17 protein-coding genes are annotated in these 17,320 nt (G+C 71.7%); 7 read left to right on the top strand and 10 right to left on the bottom strand.

Annotated elements, in window-relative coordinates:
• Positions 1 to 222: 222 nt before the first annotated feature.
• Positions 223 to 978 (top strand): class I SAM-dependent methyltransferase, encoded by a 756-nt coding sequence (locus ACFV2X_RS36740; RefSeq protein WP_385625235.1) that lies wholly within the window; start codon positions 223 to 225, stop codon positions 976 to 978.
• On the opposite strand, the gene ACFV2X_RS36735 is transcribed toward ACFV2X_RS36740, so the two are convergent.
• Both ACFV2X_RS36735 and ACFV2X_RS36730 read right to left on the bottom strand, forming a co-directional pair.
• Positions 975 to 1,568: a dihydrofolate reductase family protein gene (locus ACFV2X_RS36735; RefSeq protein WP_385625233.1), complete on the bottom strand. Its 594-nt coding sequence runs from the start codon at positions 1,566 to 1,568 to the stop codon at positions 975 to 977. The genes ACFV2X_RS36740 and ACFV2X_RS36735 overlap by 4 nt on opposite strands.
• A 118-nt stretch (positions 1,569 to 1,686) precedes the next feature.
• On the bottom strand, positions 1,687 to 2,442 hold the full coding sequence (locus ACFV2X_RS36730; RefSeq protein WP_385625230.1) for a dienelactone hydrolase family protein: 756 nt from the start codon (positions 2,440 to 2,442) through the stop codon (positions 1,687 to 1,689).
• A 144-nt stretch (positions 2,443 to 2,586) separates the two neighbouring features.
• Between ACFV2X_RS36730 and ACFV2X_RS36725 the strand changes: the two genes are divergently transcribed.
• The 3 genes from ACFV2X_RS36725 (at position 2,587) to ACFV2X_RS36715 (ending at position 6,430) form a co-directional block, all read left to right on the top strand.
• Positions 2,587 to 3,126, top strand: coding sequence for a hypothetical protein (locus ACFV2X_RS36725; RefSeq protein ID WP_385625227.1), 540 nt, complete (start codon positions 2,587 to 2,589; stop codon positions 3,124 to 3,126).
• Positions 3,127 to 3,493: 367 nt separating this feature from the next.
• Entirely contained in the window at positions 3,494 to 5,572 is a 2,079-nt protein-coding gene (locus tag ACFV2X_RS36720) for a bifunctional glycosyltransferase 87/phosphatase PAP2 family protein (protein WP_385625225.1), read from the top strand.
• 123 nt (positions 5,573 to 5,695) lie between these two features.
• Entirely contained in the window at positions 5,696 to 6,430 is a 735-nt protein-coding gene (locus ACFV2X_RS36715) for a superoxide dismutase family protein (RefSeq protein ID WP_385625223.1), read from the top strand.
• Between the two features lie 53 nt (positions 6,431 to 6,483).
• Here ACFV2X_RS36715 and ACFV2X_RS36710 read toward each other — a convergent pair whose 3' ends face one another.
• Positions 6,484 to 7,116, bottom strand: a complete 633-nt coding sequence (locus tag ACFV2X_RS36710; RefSeq protein ID WP_385625220.1) for an HD family hydrolase — start codon at positions 7,114 to 7,116, stop codon at positions 6,484 to 6,486.
• 74 nt (positions 7,117 to 7,190) lie between these two features.
• Entirely contained in the window at positions 7,191 to 8,423 is a 1,233-nt protein-coding gene (locus ACFV2X_RS36705) for a cytochrome P450 (RefSeq protein ID WP_385625219.1), read from the bottom strand.
• 255 nt (positions 8,424 to 8,678) lie between these two features.
• On the opposite strand from ACFV2X_RS36705, the gene ACFV2X_RS36700 reads away from it, so the two are divergent.
• Positions 8,679 to 9,848 carry a steroid 3-ketoacyl-CoA thiolase gene (locus ACFV2X_RS36700; RefSeq protein WP_385625217.1) on the top strand — a complete coding sequence of 390 codons (1,170 nt, stop codon included), beginning with the start codon at positions 8,679 to 8,681 and terminating at the stop codon, positions 9,846 to 9,848.
• Between the two features lie 7 nt (positions 9,849 to 9,855).
• Here ACFV2X_RS36700 and ACFV2X_RS36695 read toward each other — a convergent pair whose 3' ends face one another.
• On the bottom strand, positions 9,856 to 10,473 hold the full coding sequence (locus ACFV2X_RS36695; RefSeq protein ID WP_385625215.1) for a TetR/AcrR family transcriptional regulator: 618 nt from the start codon (positions 10,471 to 10,473) through the stop codon (positions 9,856 to 9,858).
• 112 nt (positions 10,474 to 10,585) lie between these two features.
• On the opposite strand from ACFV2X_RS36695, the gene ACFV2X_RS36690 reads away from it, so the two are divergent.
• Positions 10,586 to 11,035: a nuclear transport factor 2 family protein gene (locus ACFV2X_RS36690; protein WP_385625213.1), complete on the top strand. Its 450-nt coding sequence runs from the start codon at positions 10,586 to 10,588 to the stop codon at positions 11,033 to 11,035.
• Positions 11,036 to 11,141: 106 nt separating this feature from the next.
• On the top strand, positions 11,142 to 11,354 hold the full coding sequence (locus ACFV2X_RS36685) for a hypothetical protein (RefSeq protein WP_385625211.1): 213 nt from the start codon (positions 11,142 to 11,144) through the stop codon (positions 11,352 to 11,354).
• A gap of 61 nt (positions 11,355 to 11,415) precedes the next feature.
• Here the strand turns inward: ACFV2X_RS36685 and ACFV2X_RS36680 are convergent, their stop codons facing one another.
• The 5 genes from ACFV2X_RS36680 to ACFV2X_RS36660 are packed head-to-tail and all read right to left on the bottom strand — an operon-like array spanning position 11,416 to position 17,264.
• Complete coding sequence (locus ACFV2X_RS36680; RefSeq protein ID WP_385625209.1) at positions 11,416 to 12,279, bottom strand: ECF transporter S component; 864 nt, start codon at positions 12,277 to 12,279, stop codon at positions 11,416 to 11,418.
• Positions 12,276 to 13,973, bottom strand: a complete 1,698-nt coding sequence (locus ACFV2X_RS36675) for an ABC transporter ATP-binding protein (protein WP_385625206.1) — start codon at positions 13,971 to 13,973, stop codon at positions 12,276 to 12,278. The genes ACFV2X_RS36680 and ACFV2X_RS36675 overlap by 4 nt, the downstream gene beginning before the upstream one ends.
• The gene (locus ACFV2X_RS36670; RefSeq protein WP_385625203.1) at positions 13,970 to 15,274 is read right to left on the bottom strand and encodes a CbiQ family ECF transporter T component; all 1,305 of its coding nucleotides are present in this window, start codon (positions 15,272 to 15,274) and stop codon (positions 13,970 to 13,972) included. The genes ACFV2X_RS36675 and ACFV2X_RS36670 overlap by 4 nt, the downstream gene beginning before the upstream one ends.
• Positions 15,271 to 15,939 carry an SCO2322 family protein gene (locus ACFV2X_RS36665; protein ID WP_385625200.1) on the bottom strand — a complete coding sequence of 223 codons (669 nt, stop codon included), beginning with the start codon at positions 15,937 to 15,939 and terminating at the stop codon, positions 15,271 to 15,273. The genes ACFV2X_RS36670 and ACFV2X_RS36665 overlap by 4 nt, the downstream gene beginning before the upstream one ends.
• Entirely contained in the window at positions 15,939 to 17,264 is a 1,326-nt protein-coding gene (locus tag ACFV2X_RS36660) for a prenyltransferase/squalene oxidase repeat-containing protein (protein ID WP_385625349.1), read from the bottom strand. Before ACFV2X_RS36660 ends, ACFV2X_RS36665 begins: the two co-directional genes overlap by 1 nt.
• Positions 17,265 to 17,320 lie beyond the last annotated feature (56 nt).

Raw genomic sequence — 17,320 nt, 5'->3', positions numbered from 1 at the left:
TCCAGAGTGGCTGAGAAAGGTGCCTCGGGGACGCCGAAGAAGGGCTGCTGACGGGCCTCCGCGGGGGCGTTGGCGGCCGTCGGCCGCACCCGTGGGCTCCCGGCTACAGGCGCTTCCTCCCGGCCCCGCACACGCCCGCCACCGCCGCCCCGCCACCCTGTCTGACCTGGTCTTTTGTCGCGTTCGCCGCTAGGTTTCGGGGCATCGGGAGAGGGGACCGGAGTGGATCGGAACATACGCACAGTTGACGATGTGTTGAGACTCATGGACGGCCTGTTCGCTCCGGAGGCCGACCGCTGGACGGACGGCGGGGCCTCCTGGTGGGACGGGTTCTATACGGATCGGTCCAGGACGGTGCCGTTCTTCGCGGCGAAGCCGGACGAAAACCTGGCGTCGTATCTCGACCGTGGGCTGATCGCCGCCCCCGGCCGAGCCCTCGACCTGGGCTGCGGCCCCGGCCGTAACGCCCTCCATCTCGCCGCCCAGGGCTTCGTGGTGGACGCCGTCGACCTCTCGGCGACGGCCATCGCCTGGGCCGAGGGCCGCGCGCGCGAGGCCGAGGCCAAGGCCAAGGCCGGCAATATTCGGTTCCACTGCGGCGACGCGTTCGCCCTCACCGATGAGCAACTGGGCGGGCCGTACGACCTGATCTACGACTCGGGCTGCTTCCACCACCTGCCGCCGCACCGCCGCGTCAGCTACCTCGGGCTCCTCGACCGCGCCCTGGCTCCCGGGGGCCATTTCGCCCTCGCCTGCTTCGCGGCGGGGGAGTCGGGCATGGGCTCCGAACTCCCCGACGCGGCCCTGTACGGCGAGGCCGCCCTCCATGGCGGCCTCGCCTACACCCCCAAGTCCCTGCGCTGGATCTTCTCCGATCTGGAGGAAGTCGAGCTGCGCCGTATGCACGACGAATCGCCCGGCTCCCCGCTCTTCGGAGAACCCTTCCTCTGGACGGCCCTGTTCCGCCGACCCGGCTAGCCGGCGGCCGGCCGGTACGTGCACACCTGTACGCCCGTGCCGCTGGTGGCCGTGGACGCCAGCTCCAGCGTGCGCAGCACTCCGTCGACGGGGAAGATGGTCTTTCCGCCGCCGAGCATCACCGGCATGTGCATCAACAGCAGCTCGTCGAACAGCCCCTCGTGCAGGAGAGTGCGGACAAGCGTGGGGCTGCCCATGACCAACAGGTCGCCGCCTTCGGCACCGTGCAGCTCGCGGATGCGGGCGACGGCCTCGCCGCCGGCGATGCGTGTGGTGTTGTTCCAGGTCAGCTGGTCGTCGCCGAGGGTCTGGGACACCACGTACTTCCGGATGGAGTTCATCTGGTCGGCGAACGGGTCGCCGGCCCGCTCGGGCCACGCCGCGGCCATCGTCTGCCAGGTGCGGCGCCCGAACAGCAGGGCGTCGGCCTTGGACAGCACGTCCGCGACGGCGCCGCCCATCACCTCCGGGTCGAAGAACGGGTGGGTCCAGCCGCCGTGCGCGAAGCCGCCCTCGGTGTCCTCCTCGGGGCCGCCCGGGGCCTGTACGACGCCGTCGAGGCTGATGAACTCACTGATCACGATGCGCACGGGACTTGCTCCTCCTGGTTGTTGCGTGGCTTACGGCGATAGAGACCTCCGGGCCGCGCCGAACTCATCGCGCCCGCTCGAACCGGCGGCGTGATGCGGGACACACCGGAGGGCGTGGTCAGAGCGTGCGGCCGAAGAGGTCCAGCAGCGCTTCCCAGTGGCGCTTGGTCCCGTCCGCGTTGTACGCGGCGGTGTCGGCCTGGGTGAAGCCGTGCTGCGCGCCCGGATAGACCTCGCTGCGGTGGCGTACGCCCGCGGCCGTGAGTGCCGCGTCGAGGCGGTCCATCTGCTCGGGCGGCATCGACGAGTCCTGGTCGGCGTGGGCGAAGTACACCTCGGCGGTGATGCGGTCGGCGGTCAGATGCGGGCTGTCGGGGGCCTCAGTGGCCAGGTCCCCGCCGTGGAAGCCGGCCATCGCCGCGACCCGCTCGGGGAACGTGCCGGCCGTACGCAGGGCGAGGCGGGCGCCCATGCAGTAGCCGGTGACGCCGACCGGTCCGTCCGTGGCCTGCGGACAGTCGGCCAGCCACCGCAGATACGCGTCGGCGTCACGCATCGCCGCCTCGGGGGTGAGCGACGGGAGGAAGGACATCAGCTCCTGGAAGACCTCGGGGCGTGTGTCATGGCCGATGAAGTCGGGGAGTTCCACCAGCGGTGCGCGGCCGTGGCGGTAGAAGACGTTGGGAATCAGCACGGTGTAGCCCGCCTCGGCCAGGCGGTCGGCCATCTTCCACAGGTGCGGACGTGGCCCGAAGATGTCCATGTAGAGCAGTACGGCGGGATGGGGGGTGTCGTCGTCGGGGTGGGTCAGATAGGCGTCGGCGGTGCCGTCCGGGGTGGGGATGTCCACCCTTGTTCCGCGCGTCTTGGCCATGGACGTCGCTCCTCTTTCATCTCGTATGTCCGCGCCTGGTCGGCGATTCAAGACGTGTCCAAGATTTCCGCATGGCCGCACCGGGACCGTGTTCCGTGGCGGTCGGTTGGTCGGCCGCATCACCGTATCCGGAGGGAATCACCGATGAAGCGCACGCCTCTCATGATCTCCGCGGTCGTGGCCTCCTCGCTGGCCGTCATGGCCTCGGCGACGGCCGCGGAGGCCGCCTCGCGCCCCGCGATCGCGAAGTCGATACTCAACCACCGGGGCATCTCCCTGGCCACCACGCACGACAGCGGCGTCCGGGACAAGGCGAACGCCAAGCAGAACATCAAGGACACCGCCGCCGGGCGTAAGGCCAAGCGCAGCCATTACGGCACCGCCCCCGGCGGATCGGTCACGCTCAACAAGAACATGCTCAACGCGATGCTCAAGCTGAACACCGCGAAGCGGTTCACCTTCAAGGTCACCGAGGTCGCGGGCGGCAGTCACTCGCGCGGCTCGAAGCACTACGCGGGCCGGGCCTTCGACGTCGGCACCGTCAACGGCAAGCGGGTCAGCACCAGCGGGGCGGGCTACAACAACGCCAAGAAGTTCATGAGGGCCTGCCGGTCCTACGGCGCCGTCCTCGTGCTCGGCCCCGGCGACTCCGGGCACTCCACCCACGTCCACTGCCAGTGGTGATCGGCAGCAGACCTTAGGAGCGGTCCGCTGTCCGAGGGGAGCGGCCGAGAGAAGCGGCGTCCGGTCCGTACCGCGGGTCACATTCGCGGTGCGGGCCGAACGCCTGATGAAATTGGGGCAGACCTCACGGATTCATACCTCACGGGCTCATCCGGTCGACCGAGCGGTACTTTTCGGACAATCCTTGACGACGGTCAGGTGACGAGGGGGTGTTCCGCGTCTGGGTACAGGGCTCAGTAAGGTCTCAAACATCCCGACCGAATGACAAAGGCGAGTGGGGGAGCAGCAGGGCGTGACGAACGTGGAGCGAAGCGGACTGGGGAGAACTCCGGATACGGGGCCCCGCCCCGGTCCCGTCGGGGCACGGATGTCACGGAACGCACTGGTGCTGGGAGCACTGTGGCTCCTCGCCGGTGTGCTGGCCGTCCGTCAGGCCGCGGCCGTGCTGCGGCTGCCGCCCGACGAGCGGCTGACCGACCTCGAGACCTGGATCGGTGAGCAGGGCGTCCTCCATGTGAGCGGATCGCTGTACGACGGGGACGCGTTCACCGGTACGCCGTTCTCCGGGCTGGTCCTCAAACCGCTGACGCGCGCCGCCGAGCAGAGCCTCGGCTACGCCTGGACCTTCGGCACCCTGCTGCTGGTCGTGCTGCTCGGCCTGGTCGCAGCGCGCTCCCTGCCCGGCCCCGTCTCCCGGCGCACCTCGCTGCTCGCCGCGCCGGTGGCGATCAGCCTGCTGGTGCTGTCCCTGCCGGTACGGAACACCTTCACGCTCGGCCAGACCAGCATCATCCCGGTGCTGCTGGTGCTGTTGACCGTGCTGCCCAGGACCTCGGAGCGGCAGACGGGTGTGCTGATCGGGGTCGCCGCGGCGCTGCAGCCCGCGCTGCTGCTGTTCGCGGTGGTCCTGTGGCTCATCGGGCGGCGGCATGCGGCGGCCCTCGCGGGCATCACCTTCGCCGCCTGCTCCGTGCTCGCCTGGGCCCTGATGCCGCATGACTCATGGACGTACTGGATCCACCACTTCGGCGGCGCCGGGCTCGGCGCGCCCCCGGACGGCCTGGCCAACCAGTCCCTGCACGGGCTGCTGCTGAGGGTCGGTTTCTCGGGCCCGGCCGAGCTGGCGGTGCTCGCGGTGCTCGCGGCGGCGGTGGCCGTGGTCGGTCTGCGGCGCGCCGCGCACTACGCCGAGGACGGGCAGTTGCTGCTGGCGGCGGCGATCACCGGCAGTGTGGCGCTGGCGATTTCGCCCACGTCCTGGCAGTACCAGCAGCTGTGGATCCTGCTGGCCGTCGTCGGGCGGGTCGGCAGGCGCGCCACGGACCGGCTGGTGTGGCCGGCGCTGGTGGTGCTGGCGATGACCCTCAACCGCGAGGCGCTGCTGCCCGATATCGATATTCTGGGTCATATCGGATATAACGCACCGCTGCTGGCGGCTCTCGCCGCCGCCTGCCTGGTGCCCTTCCTGTCCCGCACCTCCCCGGCATGGGACAACCCGGACCCGACCCCGGTCGCGGAACCGGTCCAGGGACGCTTCGCCTGGGTGCCGCTGCTGCGCTTCGTACGGCGGCCGCTGTCCCGCCCGAACCTCATGCTCGAGTTGATGTTCATCCGTATCGGTTACTTCGGGTACTCCTACGTCCGCGCGCACGCCCCCGATTCGCGGACCCTCGCGGAGAGCCACGGACACCAGGTCCTCACCGCCGAGAAGTGGCTGCATATCGACATCGAGCACTGGTTCAACGGCGTGGTGGCGGACACACCATGGCTGAGGGACAGCATGAACTGGTACTACAGCACCTTCCACTTCCTGGTCCCGCTGTCCCTGCTGGCCTGGCTGTATCTGCGCCGCCCCGTCACCTACCGCTGGGCCCGCACCCCGCTCGCCTTCGCCACGCTCCTCGCGCTGGTCGGCTTCTGGCTCTACCCGACCGCTCCGCCCCGGCTGATGGGCCTCGGCTTCGTCGACACCGCACACGGTCCGCAGGACCTGGACAATCCGGACTTCGGCGCGCTGACCAAGCTGTCCAACCAGTACGCGGCCATGCCCTCGCTGCATGTGGGGTGGTCGCTGTGGTGCGGGGTGGTGATCGCGCTGGTGGCGCCGTATCTGTGGATGAAGATCCTCGGGCTGATGTATCCGCTGATGACCACCGCGGTGATCGTCGGTACGGCGAACCACTGGGTGCTGGACGCGGTCGGCGGTGGGGTCGTCGTGGCGGCCGGGTTCGGGCTGCAGTATCTGCTGTTCGGCGTCGGGAAACGGCCCAAGGAGGAGGCCGCCGGTCCGCTGTGGCCGCTCCTCAGGTTCCGCAAGCGGGAGCCGGGGCAGGAGCCCGCGGAGCCGGGGGCCGGGCTTGTCGCCTCGGTGCCGGGGCAGGCCAAGGAGCCCGTTCTCCCCGAGGCCGCCGAGCCGGCAGAGGTGGCCGGGCCGGGCTCGCGTTGAAGGGTGTGACGAAGGGCACTAGCGTGGAAAGCAGGGGACGGGTCCGGTCGGGCGGGATTGTGGCGCGGGGCCCGCGCCCGGGGGCCAATCAAGGGGGGTCCACGCTTGGAGGAGTGATCCCCCATGTCTCTTGCCATGGCGGTCACGGCGGCGGCCGCGGCATCGATGGTCGCGGTGTCCCCTGCGGTGTCGCCCTGTCCCTTCGTGGTGGTCCACGCGAAGTTCGCACCGGCCGCAGAGGCCAGTAGCCACAAGGCGGTGACGTACAACACCAAGCTGGTGCCGGTCTCCGCCAAGGTCGTCGTCGTGGAGTTCCTGGGTAAGTGGCACGGCGGGGGCGAATACCGCCACCACCATCAATGGCAAGGCGCCCCCCAGGCCGCACAGACCACCCCGAGCCCGACGGGCACCCCAACCACGCCCAGCCCGACCGGCACGCAAACCTCACCGAGCCCGACGGGTACGCCGAGCCCGCACGGTACGCAAGGCGAGGGCAAGGGCACGCGGGTCATCGTGTGGGTGCGCGGCCTCAAGGCGAACCACACCTTCGGGGTGCATGTCCATACGAAGACCTGCGGGACCATGCCCAATGACTCGGGTCCGCACTATCAGAACGCGAAGGACCCGAAGCAGCCGTCGACCAACCCGAAGTACGCCAATCCCCATAACGAGGTGTGGCTGCAGATCACCACCGACAAGAGCGGCGAGGCCCACGCCATGACCCATGTGAACTGGCGCTTCCGGGACTCGGAGGCACGCTCCCTCGTCTTCCACGAGCATTCGACCGCCACGCAGAAGGGCCATGCCGGGGAGGCGGGCGCGCGGGTGGCGTGCGTCAAGGTGCCGTTCAGGGGATAACGCGTCTCAAGGACAGTGCGTCACGAGAGACAGTGTGTCCGAGGGGCAGCACCTCAAGGCGTCAGCGGCGCGGGAGTCAGCAGCCCGCGCCGCACCGACGCGTCCCGGACCTCCTCGTACAGCGCGCGCAGCGTCTCGCTGACGGCCACCCGCGGGAGTTGCAGCCGGTCCAGGGCGTCGGCGTCCATGGCGGCGTTGGTGTCGGTGGGCATGTCGTGCCAGCCCTGGCCGGTGAGGTACCGCATCAGCGCGGGGTTGAGCCGGTCCACCCCGCGCACCAGGCAGGCCTCGGGCGTACGGCCCTCCTCGTACTCGTGCCACAGGGCCAGGAACTCGGGGCGCAGCGGGCCCGGCAGCGAGGCGAAGAGATCTTCGGCGGGGTCGGCCGAAGGATCGGGATCGGGGTCGAGCTGGGGATCGAGCTCGACCAGGTCGTGCATCAGGGAGAGCTTGAGCATCTTGGTCAGGTCGAGGCAGTGGCCGGCCTCCCGCTCGAACTCGGCGTGCAGTATCCAGCTGACCATCGCCAGATGCCAGGAGTGCTCGGCCACGCTCTCCCGGCGCGTCGGCGTGGCGTTGTTGGGGCGCTCGATCTCCCGTAGCCGGGCCGTGAAGGCGATGAAGTCGAAGAGTCTTCGAAACTCGTGCTCATGCTGTGCGCCGGGCGTGCCGCTCGTGTCGTTCATGGCAGACAGTGTGCCCCCGTGCGGGGCCGCAGTGGCACTCCCGGGGCGGGGCGGGCGCCACGGGGCACCGGCGGTCAGCCGTAGTTCACTTGCAGCTCCTTGATTCCGTTCAGCCAGGGCGACCGCAGCCGCCTCGGACCGCCCGCGAGCCGGATGTCCGGCATGGCGTCCGCGATCGCGTTGAAGATCAGGCGGATCTCCAGCTCCGCGAGGCTCTTGCCGAGGCAGAAGTGCGGGCCTCCGCCGCCGAAGCCCAGGTGGGGGTTGGGGTCGCGGGTGATGTCGAAGTCCTCGGGCCGGTCGAAGACCTCCGGGTCGTGGTTGGCGGAGGAGTAGAAGATGCCGACCCGCTGGCCGGCCGCGATCCGCTGTCCGCCCAACTCGGTGTCCTGGGTGGTGGTGCGCTGGAAGGACATGACCGGGGTGGCCCACCGTACGATCTCGTCCGCGGCGGTGGCCGGGCGTTCGCGCTTGAACAGCTCCCACTGGTCGGGGTGGGTGAGGAAGGCGTGCATACCGTGGCTGATGGCGTTGCGCGTGGTCTCGTTGCCCGCGACCGCCAGGAGCAGGACGAAGAAGCCGAACTCGTCGGAGGCCAGGTTGCCCTGGTCCTCGGCGGCGACCAGCTGGCTGACGATGTCCTTGGCCGGGCAGGCCTTGCGGTCGGCGGCCAGGTTCATGGCGTACGAGATCAGCTCCATGGCCGACTCCGCGCCGATCTCCTCGGTGATGGCGAGCTCCGGGTCGTCGTACGCCACCATCTTGTTGGACCAGTCGAAGATCTTGGAGCGGTCCTGCTGGGGAACGCCGATCAGCTCGGCGATGGCCTGCAGCGGCAGTTCGCAGGCCACGTCGGTGACGAAGTCCCCGCTGCCGTCCTCCTTGGCCCCGGCCACGATCCGCGTGGCGCGCTCGCGCAGGGCGTCCTCCAGCGCGCGGATCGCGCGGGGGGTGAAGCCGCGCTGGACGATCTGGCGGACCCGGGTGTGCTCGGGCGGGTCCATATTGAGCATGATCAGCTTCTGGACGTCGATCTGGTCGCGGTGGATGTGCTCATTGAAGCGGATGATCGCGGTGTTGAGGTGGGAGGAGAAGATCTCCGGCTTGGTCGACACCTCCTTGACGTCGGCGTGGCGGGTGACGGCCCAGTACCCGTCGTCGTCGAAGCCCGCGACTCCGTGTCGCTGGGGGATCCACCACACCTTGGCGGTCTGCCGCAGCTGAGCGAACTCCGGGAACGGCAGACGCTGCTGGTAGAGGTCGGGGTCGGTGAAGTCGAATCCTTCGGGAAGCGCTGGACAGGACATCGGCCACTCCAGATCTGACGGCCTATCAGAAGTGTTCGAGAAGGTAGTAACGGGTTCTACAAGTGGCAAGTGTCATGGCCGCCTTTGTTGCGCACAACGGGCGCACATGCGTGAGGGGCGGCTCAATAACGGCCATGCAAGCCCCTTGCGTCGCCGGGCCGGGCCTCAGCAGACTGACTGAAGAACTAGAACGCGTACTAGTTCTGTCGCGGGCGCTGCCGGGAGCCCCGCGGAATCAGAGAGGACGGACGAGTCATGGCCGCGGAACCCGTCATCGTCGAAGCCGTACGCACGCCCATCGGCAAGCGCGGAGGGGCACTCGCCAATCTGCACCCCGCCTATCTGCTCGGTGAGACATACCGCGAACTCCTCGCCCGTACCGGTATCCAGCCCGACTGCGTCGAACAGATCGTCGGCGGCACCGTCACCCACGCCGGCGAGCAGTCGATGAACCCCGCCCGCAACGCCTGGCTGGCCTGCGGCCTGCCGTACGAGACCGCGGCCACGACCGTCGACTGCCAGTGCGGCTCCTCGCAGCAGGCCAACCACATGGTGGCCAACATGGTCGCGACCGGCGTCATCGACGTCGGCATCGGCTGCGGCGTCGAGGCCATGTCGCGGGTGCCGCTCGGCAGCGGCTCCAAGCACGGGCCCGGTAAGCCGTTTCCGGACGAGTGGAACGTCGATCTGCCCAACCAGTTCGAGGCAGCGGAGCGGATCGCGCGCCGCCGCGGGCTCACCCGGGAGAAGGTGGACGCCCTCGGCCTCCTCTCGCAGGAGCGGGCCGCCCGGGCGTGGGCGGAGGAGCGCTTCAAGCGCGAGACCTTCGCGGTGCAGGTGCCGACGACCGAGGACGAACAGGCGGCCGGGCAGGGCATGTGGCGGCTCGTCGACCGCGACGAGGGGCTGCGCGACACCAGCATGGAAGCGCTCGGCGGGCTCAAGCCGGTGATGCCGACCGCCGTGCACACCGCGGGCAACTCCTCCCAGATCTCCGACGGGGCGGCGGCGGTGATGTGGGCGTCCAAGCGCATGGCGCGGGCGCTCAAGCTCAAGCCGCGCGCGCGGATCGTCGCCCAGGCGCTGGTCGGCGCCGATCCGCACTACCACCTGGACGGGCCGATCGACGCGACGCGTGCGGTGCTCGGCAAGGCGGGGATGACGCTCAAGGACATCGACGTCGTCGAGATCAACGAGGCGTTCGCGTCGGTGGTGTTGTCATGGGCGCAGGTCTTCGAACAGGACTTGGAGAAGGTGAACGTCAACGGCGGCGCGATAGCGCTGGGGCACCCGGTGGGGGCCACCGGCGCCCGGCTGATCACCACGGCGCTGCATGAACTGGAGCGGGCGGACAAGGAGTTCGCGCTGATCACGATGTGCGCGGGTGGCGCGCTGGCCACCGGGACGATCATTCAGCGCCTGTGACCGACGCTCATTCGGCGCCTGTGACCAGGGCGTGCAGGGCGGGCCGCAGGGCGGCGGCGACCTCCTCCGGGGAGGCGCGGCGCAGATCGTCGATGCCGAGCAGCTGATGGCCGATGGTCACCCCGACCATGGTGGCGACGGCCAGTGCGGCACGCAGCCGGGCGTCCTCGGCCTGGTGGTGCCCGTCTTGATGCTCGCCCTCGTGCCCGGCTGAGATGGCGGCCGCGAGATCGGTGATCTGATGGTCGAGGGCGGTGCGGGCCGCCTCCGCCGCCTCCGGGTGGGTGAGCATGGAGCGCAGCATCGCCAGCGAGGCCTCCGGGAGCCCGCCGATCTTCATCCCGAGCGAGGCCAGCAGCGAGTCCGTCAGCGCCTCGGGGCCGCCGGTCCGCGGCCGGTCCTCCGCCCCCGCGACCGAGATCCGTACGGCCTGGGAAAACAGCTCCTGCTTCGAGCCGAAGTACTGCATGACCAGTGCGGGGTCGACCCGCGCCGCCGAGGCGACCGCGCGGATCGTGGTGCGCTCGAAGCCGCGCTCGGCGAACAGCTCGCGGGCGGCGGCGAGGATGCGCTGCTCGGTGTTGCGGCGGCGCTCGGCGCGGGTGGGTCCGGCTGCTGCGGTCATATCCCCGACTCTACCGATCGCTCTACAGCTGTTGACCGAGGGCGCGCTCGCTCTACACTCGTTGAGTCAACGCATGTTGAGTGAAACGCATGAGTGAACGGAGCGCATCGTCATGCCCGAAACCACCGCCGCCGCGCTACATGACATCGTCGAGCGCTTCCACCGCGCGATGCTGAACAAGTCCGCGGACGACCTCGCCGACCTGTACGCGGTCGACGCCCGCCATGAGTTCCCGTTCCTGTTCCCCGGACTGCCCACCTGCTTCAACGGGCGCGAGGAGATCCGGGCTGGCTACCGGGCGATGTGGGGCGCGACCCCCGTGGAGCCCGAGGCGATCCGCGATGTGGCGATCCACGAGACCGCGGAGGCGGGCACGGTCGTCGTCGAGCAGACCGTGGTCGGGGCGCTGGCGCCAACCGGCCGCCCCGTCACCGTCCCGGGGATCCTGGTGATCCGGGTCCGGGACGGTCTGATCGTCCACACCCGCGACTACATGGACGGACTCGGCGTGGCCGCGGCCACCGACCGGCTGCCGGACCTCGTCGCCGCGCTCGGCGGATAGCTCCGCCGGTCAGAACGGCAGTCGCCCGGGCTCGAGCCGGTCGCGAGGGTCGTCTGCTTCCTTACGCCTCGGTCAACGCCGACCGAGTCGAAGGGGAGCGACGAACATGTCAGCTCGCCGCATGCTCACCGGTACGTTTCTGGGGCTCGGAGCCCTGCTCATGACCACATCCGCCCTGGCCCCGGCGGCCGTCGCCGCGCCGGTGCCGGTCACAGCGCTCAACTGCGACGGCAACACCTACAAGTGCGCGGCCAATCTGCAGTACGGGGACGGGAAGTGGATCGCTGACTGGTCGGTGAACGTGTACCACCAGGGCTAGCCGCTCCCGGAAGTCGCGGGCGGTACCGATGCACGCTCGTCGGTACCGCCCGTTCGCGGCTTCACGGCTCCTTGAAGGCGACCGGCGCGTCGAAGGCCGCCCGGCGGGTCGCACGGCGCAGGGCCCTGAGGACCGTACGGCCGAGGGTGAGGGTGAGCACCACCGTGACCACCGCGCGCGGGAGGTCCCAGCCGAGGGACGTCGCCAGGCAGTACGCGACGAAGCGGGCCAGGTTGTGCGACAGCGGATCGCCCGGTACGAACGACACGCCCGAAGCCATCCCCGCGATGTAGGGCCAGCCCTGCAGGTTCATCACCGTGCCGTACAGGACGGACGCGACCGCTCCGTACCCGGCGAGCAGGAACAGCTCCCCGCGCCCGCGCAACCGATCCGCCCCCGGCAGCAGGCCCGCGCCCATGCCCACCCACCCCATGGACAGCATCTGGAACGGCATCCACGGCCCGACCCCGCCCGTCAGCAGCGCGGAGGCGAACATCGACACCGCGCCGAGTACGAAGCCGAACCCGGGGCCCAGCACCCGCCCCGACAACACCATCAGGAAGAACATCGGCTCGATGCCCGCCGTCCCCGCGCCCAGCGGCCGCAGGGCGGCCCCGGCGGCGGCCAGTACCCCCAGCATCGCGACGGCCTTGGAGTCGAGACCGGTGTCGGCGATCGTCGCCACGACGACGGCCAGCAGCAGTGGCAGCAGAGCGGCGAACAGCCATGGCGCGTCGGCGGAGTGGGCCAGTCCGGAGGCGGAGTCGGCCAGCAGCGGCCAGCCGAACGCGGCGACGCCGATCGCGGAGACGAGGGCGAGGGCGGCGACGGAGCGGGGGCCGAGGCGGACCGCGCGGACCTGGCGGGTGCCGGGGGCTTTACCCGGCTCGTTCTGCTCCGTACCGACGCCGCCACCCGGCGTCATGTGGCCCGCTCCTGGTCCGCCAAGGCCCGCCGTACCTGCCGGACCGTCAGCCACGGCAGCGGGGCCAGCACCTTGGCGACCTGCGGGGCGAACGCGGGGGAGGACACCACCACCTCCGCCGTCGGGCCGTCGGCCACGACCTCGCCGTCGGCCAGGATCACCACCCGGTGGGCGAGTTCGGCGGCCAGCTCCACGTCGTGCGTGGCCAGGACGGTCGCGTGGCCGTCGGCGGCCAGGGCGCGCAGGATCTCGACCAGGCGCGCCTTCGCCGCATAGTCCAGTCCGCGGGTCGGCTCGTCGAGCAGGAGCAGCGGCGGGCGCGCGGTGAGGACGACCGACAGCGCGAGCGCCAGCCGCTGGCCCTCGGACAGATCGCGGGGGTGCGCCGAGTCCGCCACGCCGGGCAGCAGGCGGCCGACCAGCTCGCGGCAGCTGCCCGGGGCCGCGCCCGCGTCGCGGTCGGCCGCCGCGCACTCCGCCGCGACGGTGTCGGCGTAGAGCAGGTCGCGCGGCTCCTGCGGTACGAGGCCGACGTGGCGCAGCAGTTCGGCGGGCCGGGTGCGGTGCGGTACGACGCCGCGGCTGTCGACGCCCCGGCCACCGCCACCCCGGCCACGCCCGCCACCTTCGCCGCCCCCGACGCGTACCGAACCAGAGGCGGGCGTGTGCATCCCCACCAGCGTGGACAGCAAGGTCGACTTTCCCGCCCCGTTGCGGCCCATCAGCGCCACCGTCTCGCCCGGCCGCACCGTCAGGTCCACGCCGCGCAGCGCCTCGGTTCGACCGCGGCGTACGGCCAGCCGCCCCGCCTCGGCGACGGGCCCACCGCCTCCCTCGTGCGGATCTTCGCCCGGTGCGAGCGGCGTGAGCGGTGTGAGTGGTGTCAGCCGCTCCCGCAGCGGGGCCGCCTTGCGGCGGGCGTCCCGTATGGACAGCGGGAGGGGGGTCCAGCCCGCGAGGCGGCCGAGCTCGACCACGGGCGGCTGGACGGGCGAGACCGCCATCACCTCGGCCGGGTCCCCGACGACGGGGGCCTCGCCGGGGGAGGGCAGCAGGATCAGCTGATCCGCGTACTGGACCACCCGCTCCAGGCGGTGTTCGGCCATCAGCACGGTGGTGCCGAGGTCGTGTACGAGCCGCTGCAGCACCGCCAGGACCTCCTCGGCCGCCGCGGGGTCAAGCGCCGACGTCGGCTCGTCGAGGACCAGGACGCGCGGGTGCGTGGTGAGCACCGAGCCGATGGCGACCCGCTGCCGCTGTCCGCCGGAGAGCGTCGCGATGGGCCGGTCGCGCAGCGCGGCGAGGCCGAGCAGGTCCAGGGTCTCCTCGACCCGGCGGCGCATGGTGTCCGGGGGGACGCCCAGCGACTCCATGCCGTACGCGAGTTCGTCCTCGACGGTGTCCGTGACGAAGTGGGCCAGCGGGTCCTGGCCCACCGTGCCCACGACATCGGCCAGTTCGCGCGGCTTGTGGGTCCGGGTGTCCCGGCCCGCCACGATGACCCGCCCGCGCAGCGTGCCGCCCGTGAAGTGCGGCACCAGACCGGAGACGGCGCCCAGGAGAGTCGACTTGCCGACTCCCGAGGGGCCGACGAGCAGACACAGCTCCCCCTCCGGAACGGTCAGATCCACGCCCTGGAGGGCGGGTCGCGCCGCGTTGTCGTAGGTGACGGACACCTGCTCGAAGCGGATCACCGTGTGGCCTCCTTACCGGTGTCCTCACTGGTCTGCCGAGTGGTCTTCTGGGGCTGAATGGTCTTCCGGGCTGTGGGCACTGCCGGCCCCGGTCCCGGCCCCGGCCCCGGCCCCGGTCCCGGTCCCGGCCCCGGTCCCGGCCCCGGTCCCGGCGCCGGGGCCACGACCGCCGGGAGCAGCCCGACCAGCACCCCGGCCGCGGGCCACAGCGGCAGTACGGGCGCGGTGAGCGGAACGGCGGGCGGGTTCAGGGCCTGTGGGGCGTACGAGGCGGCCCAGATCATCAGGCCCGCGACCGCCACCCCCGACCCCGACACCAGCCACGCCCGCGCGCCCCACCGGTCCGGCCGGTAGCGGCTGCGCACCGAACGGCGGCCGCCCAGCCACAGCCCGGCGAGCGCGGCGGCGAGCCCGGCGAGCAGCACCGGCAGGCCGAAGCCCGCGCCCTGCGCCGCCAGCAGCCCGTACGTACCGGCGCAGACGCCGAGCAGCCCGCCGAGGGTGAGGACGGCGGTGGCGCGGGCGACGGCGGGCGGGACGTGGGCGGTGCGGCCGTAGCCGCGCGCGTCCATCGCGGCAGCGAGCGCCACCGAACGCTCCAACGCGCCCTCCAGGACCGGCAGCCCGACCTGCAGCAGGGCGCGTACCCCGCGGTCGGGGCGGCCGCGCAGCCGGCGGGCGGCGCGCAGCCGCTGGACGTCGGAGACCAGGTTCGGGGCGAAGGACATCGCGACGACGACCGCGACGCCCGCCTCGTACAGCGCGCCGGGCAGGGACTTGAGCAGCCGGGCGGGGTTGGCGAGCGCGTTCGCCGCGCCGACGCAGATCAGGAGGGTGGCCAGCTTCAGCCCGTCGTACAGCGCGAAGGTCAGCCCCTCGGCGGTGACCCGGCCGCCGATCCGAACGCCCTGCGCCCAGTCGGGGAGCGGGACTTCGGGGAGCGTGACCAGTACGTGCGTACCGGGGATCGGCGAGCCGAGGAGGACCGCGAAGCACAGCCGGATCGCCAGCACCACAAGACCCAGCTTGAGGAACGCGCCGTACGAGCGCGCCCACGGCGCGTCCGTACGGCGCGCGGCGACCACATAGCCCGCGACGGCGACGAGCAGCCCCAGCAGCAGCGGATTGGTGGTCCGGGAGGCGGCCGTGGCCAGCCCGAGGGCCCACAGCCACCAGGCCCCGGCGTGCAGCGCGCCGCGCGCGGTGCCCGGATGTCCGGCGGCGCCTGGGCGTCCGGCGGTGCCCGGGTGCCCGGCGGTGCGCGGATGTCCGGTGACGGCGGCCCGGTCGGTGCCGCTCATCGCCGGTGGTGGCGGCGCGCCTGCCATACGGCGGCGGCCCCCAGCGCGACCACGGCGGCCAGACCGCCGACAAGACCGGCCGACGGGCCGCCTCCGCCGCCCTGCCCGCCGTCCCCGCCACTACTACTACTACTGCCGCCGCTGGTGGCGTCGACCTGTTCGCCGCAGCCCCTGGCGGGGTAGCCGGCGATGGCGCACAGCAGGGCGGAGGAGTTGTAGCGCAGCGGTTTGGCGACGGCCGCCAGCGCGTCCCCGGCGCTCGCGTCCTGGCCGACCCGCGCGCACTCCGTACGGGGCTCGGGCGGGGTGCGGTGGTCGGGGGCGTCGGCGGCCGTGCCGAAGTCCAGGACCACCGCGACGCGTTTGGTGCCGTCCTTCGCCGGGGTGTGCGCACAGACCGTCTTGAAGCCGGCCGAGTCGCGCGGCTGGGTGGCGTCCCCGGAGTCCTCGCTCACCGCGAACCGGAACCCGATCATGTCGCCGTCGCCCGGCCGGGCCGTGGCGGGCCCCTGCGTGGCGTACGTCCAGCCGCCGGCGCCCCGCTCCCGCTGCCAGAACGACCAGTAGCGGTAGCCCGCGGCCTGCGCGGGCGAGGCGCCGAGCGTGACCACGGACACCAGCGCGGACAGGAGCACGGCGCAGACGAGGGCGGCGCGCCGGCCCATCAGAGCTGCTGCTTCTTCCGGCCGCTCAGCAGGAAGCCGATGCCGATACCGGCCACCATGAAGACGCCGACCGTCCACCAGACGCCGCCGATGCCCCCCTCGTCGTCGCTCTTCTTGTCCTCATCCTTACCGGAGTCGGAGTCCGAGTCCTTGCCCGACTCCGACCCGGACGCCGAGACCGACTCCGGCTTCGGGCCCGTGGCGTTCAGCTGCTGGACGAGGTCCACGCCGCCGAAGCTGCGCGGGTCCGCACCGGCCGCGTGTGCCGCCAGGACCAGCTTGCCCAGGGCGCCCGGGTCGCCCTTCGCCCACGCCAGCGCGCCGCTCTTCTCGCTCTGCAGCCACTGCAGGGGCTTGGCCGCGGTCGCGCTGTGCTCCCCGGCGGCCAGCGCGACGATCGCGTCCGCCGTGCTGCCGAAGTCGGGCTGGGCCTTGGCGCCGGGCATGGCGGACAGCAGGTGGTTGCCGTGCCCGGCCATGGTCTCCGACAGATACGCGGCGGCGGCCTGCGCGGCCTCGGCCGCCCCGTCGGCCCCGGCCGGTTCGCCGCCGCCCTTGCCCGCGCCGCAGTCCAGCGGCTTCGGGGCCTTGCCGGCGTCCTTGCCGGCCGGTTCGAAGACGAAGCCCTTGCCCTCGGTGGCCAGCGCGGCGGCCGCGGTCGCCAGGTCGTTGGCGACGAGCTTGCCCTTGTCTGCCGTATACGCGAACGCCCCGCGCTGCCCCTCCTTCGCATCACACCCCAGCTGGAGGCCCAGCAGCACGTCGTACGGCGTCTTGCCGCCCTTGGCCGACTTCACCTGCTTCGGGTCCTGGCCGGTGGCGGCGAAGGCGCCGACTGCGGCGGAGGTGGAGTTGGCGTCGCTCGGGCTGCCCGGGTTCAGGCCCCAGCCGCCGTCGTCGTTCTGGTGCTTCTTCAGCCAGCCGATGCCCTTCTCGACCGAGGCGCTGCGCCCACCGACAGCGGCCAGAGCCTGTACCGCCGCCGCGGTCGCGTCGGTGAACTCGCCCTTCTTCGGGTCGCAGGCCGCGGAGGCGTCCGCCCGGTACGCGGCGAAGCCGCCGTCCTCGCACTGCTGCCCGGCCAGCCAGTCGATGGCCGACCTCGCCGGGGTGACCCCGACCGCGTCCTGGGCGAGCAGCGCGAGTGACTGCCGCCACACCCCGTCGAACTTGGGGTCCTTGGTGCCGTACAGCCCCTTGGGCAGCGCCGCCGAGCCGCCGGACGGTTTGGGGGAGGGCGAGGCGTCGGCGAACGCGGCGGGGGCGGCGGCCGTGCACAGGGCGGCCAGGGCGGCCAGAGCCGTGGCGCTGCGGCGTACGTTCATGGCGACGGGTGCCTCTCGGTCGATGGTCTCGGCGGTGGCTGGACATCGGTACGCGG

The organism is Streptomyces sp. NPDC059679, from assembly GCF_042734105.1.
In the GTDB taxonomy this organism is placed as follows: domain Bacteria; phylum Actinomycetota; class Actinomycetes; order Streptomycetales; family Streptomycetaceae; genus Streptomyces.
This window is presented reverse-complemented; position numbering and strand designations above follow the sequence as displayed.

Coding starts and splice junctions, on each gene's coding strand:
- ACFV2X_RS36730 (WP_385625230.1), bottom strand. CDS start 2,442: ATGGCCAAGACGCGCGGAACAAGGGTGGACATCCCCACCCCGGACGGC.
- ACFV2X_RS36725 (WP_385625227.1), top strand. CDS start 2,587: ATGAAGCGCACGCCTCTCATGATCTCCGCGGTCGTGGCCTCCTCGCTG.
- ACFV2X_RS36720 (WP_385625225.1), top strand. CDS start 3,494: ATGTCACGGAACGCACTGGTGCTGGGAGCACTGTGGCTCCTCGCCGGT.
- ACFV2X_RS36715 (WP_385625223.1), top strand. CDS start 5,696: ATGTCTCTTGCCATGGCGGTCACGGCGGCGGCCGCGGCATCGATGGTC.
- ACFV2X_RS36710 (WP_385625220.1), bottom strand. CDS start 7,116: ATGAACGACACGAGCGGCACGCCCGGCGCACAGCATGAGCACGAGTTT.
- ACFV2X_RS36705 (WP_385625219.1), bottom strand. CDS start 8,423: ATGTCCTGTCCAGCGCTTCCCGAAGGATTCGACTTCACCGACCCCGAC.
- ACFV2X_RS36700 (WP_385625217.1), top strand. CDS start 8,679: ATGGCCGCGGAACCCGTCATCGTCGAAGCCGTACGCACGCCCATCGGC.
- ACFV2X_RS36695 (WP_385625215.1), bottom strand. CDS start 10,473: ATGACCGCAGCAGCCGGACCCACCCGCGCCGAGCGCCGCCGCAACACC.
- ACFV2X_RS36690 (WP_385625213.1), top strand. CDS start 10,586: ATGCCCGAAACCACCGCCGCCGCGCTACATGACATCGTCGAGCGCTTC.
- ACFV2X_RS36685 (WP_385625211.1), top strand. CDS start 11,142: ATGTCAGCTCGCCGCATGCTCACCGGTACGTTTCTGGGGCTCGGAGCC.
- ACFV2X_RS36680 (WP_385625209.1), bottom strand. CDS start 12,279: ATGACGCCGGGTGGCGGCGTCGGTACGGAGCAGAACGAGCCGGGTAAA.
- ACFV2X_RS36670 (WP_385625203.1), bottom strand. CDS start 15,274: ATGAGCGGCACCGACCGGGCCGCCGTCACCGGACATCCGCGCACCGCC.
- ACFV2X_RS36665 (WP_385625200.1), bottom strand. CDS start 15,939: ATGGGCCGGCGCGCCGCCCTCGTCTGCGCCGTGCTCCTGTCCGCGCTG.
- ACFV2X_RS36660 (WP_385625349.1), bottom strand. CDS start 17,264: ATGAACGTACGCCGCAGCGCCACGGCTCTGGCCGCCCTGGCCGCCCTG.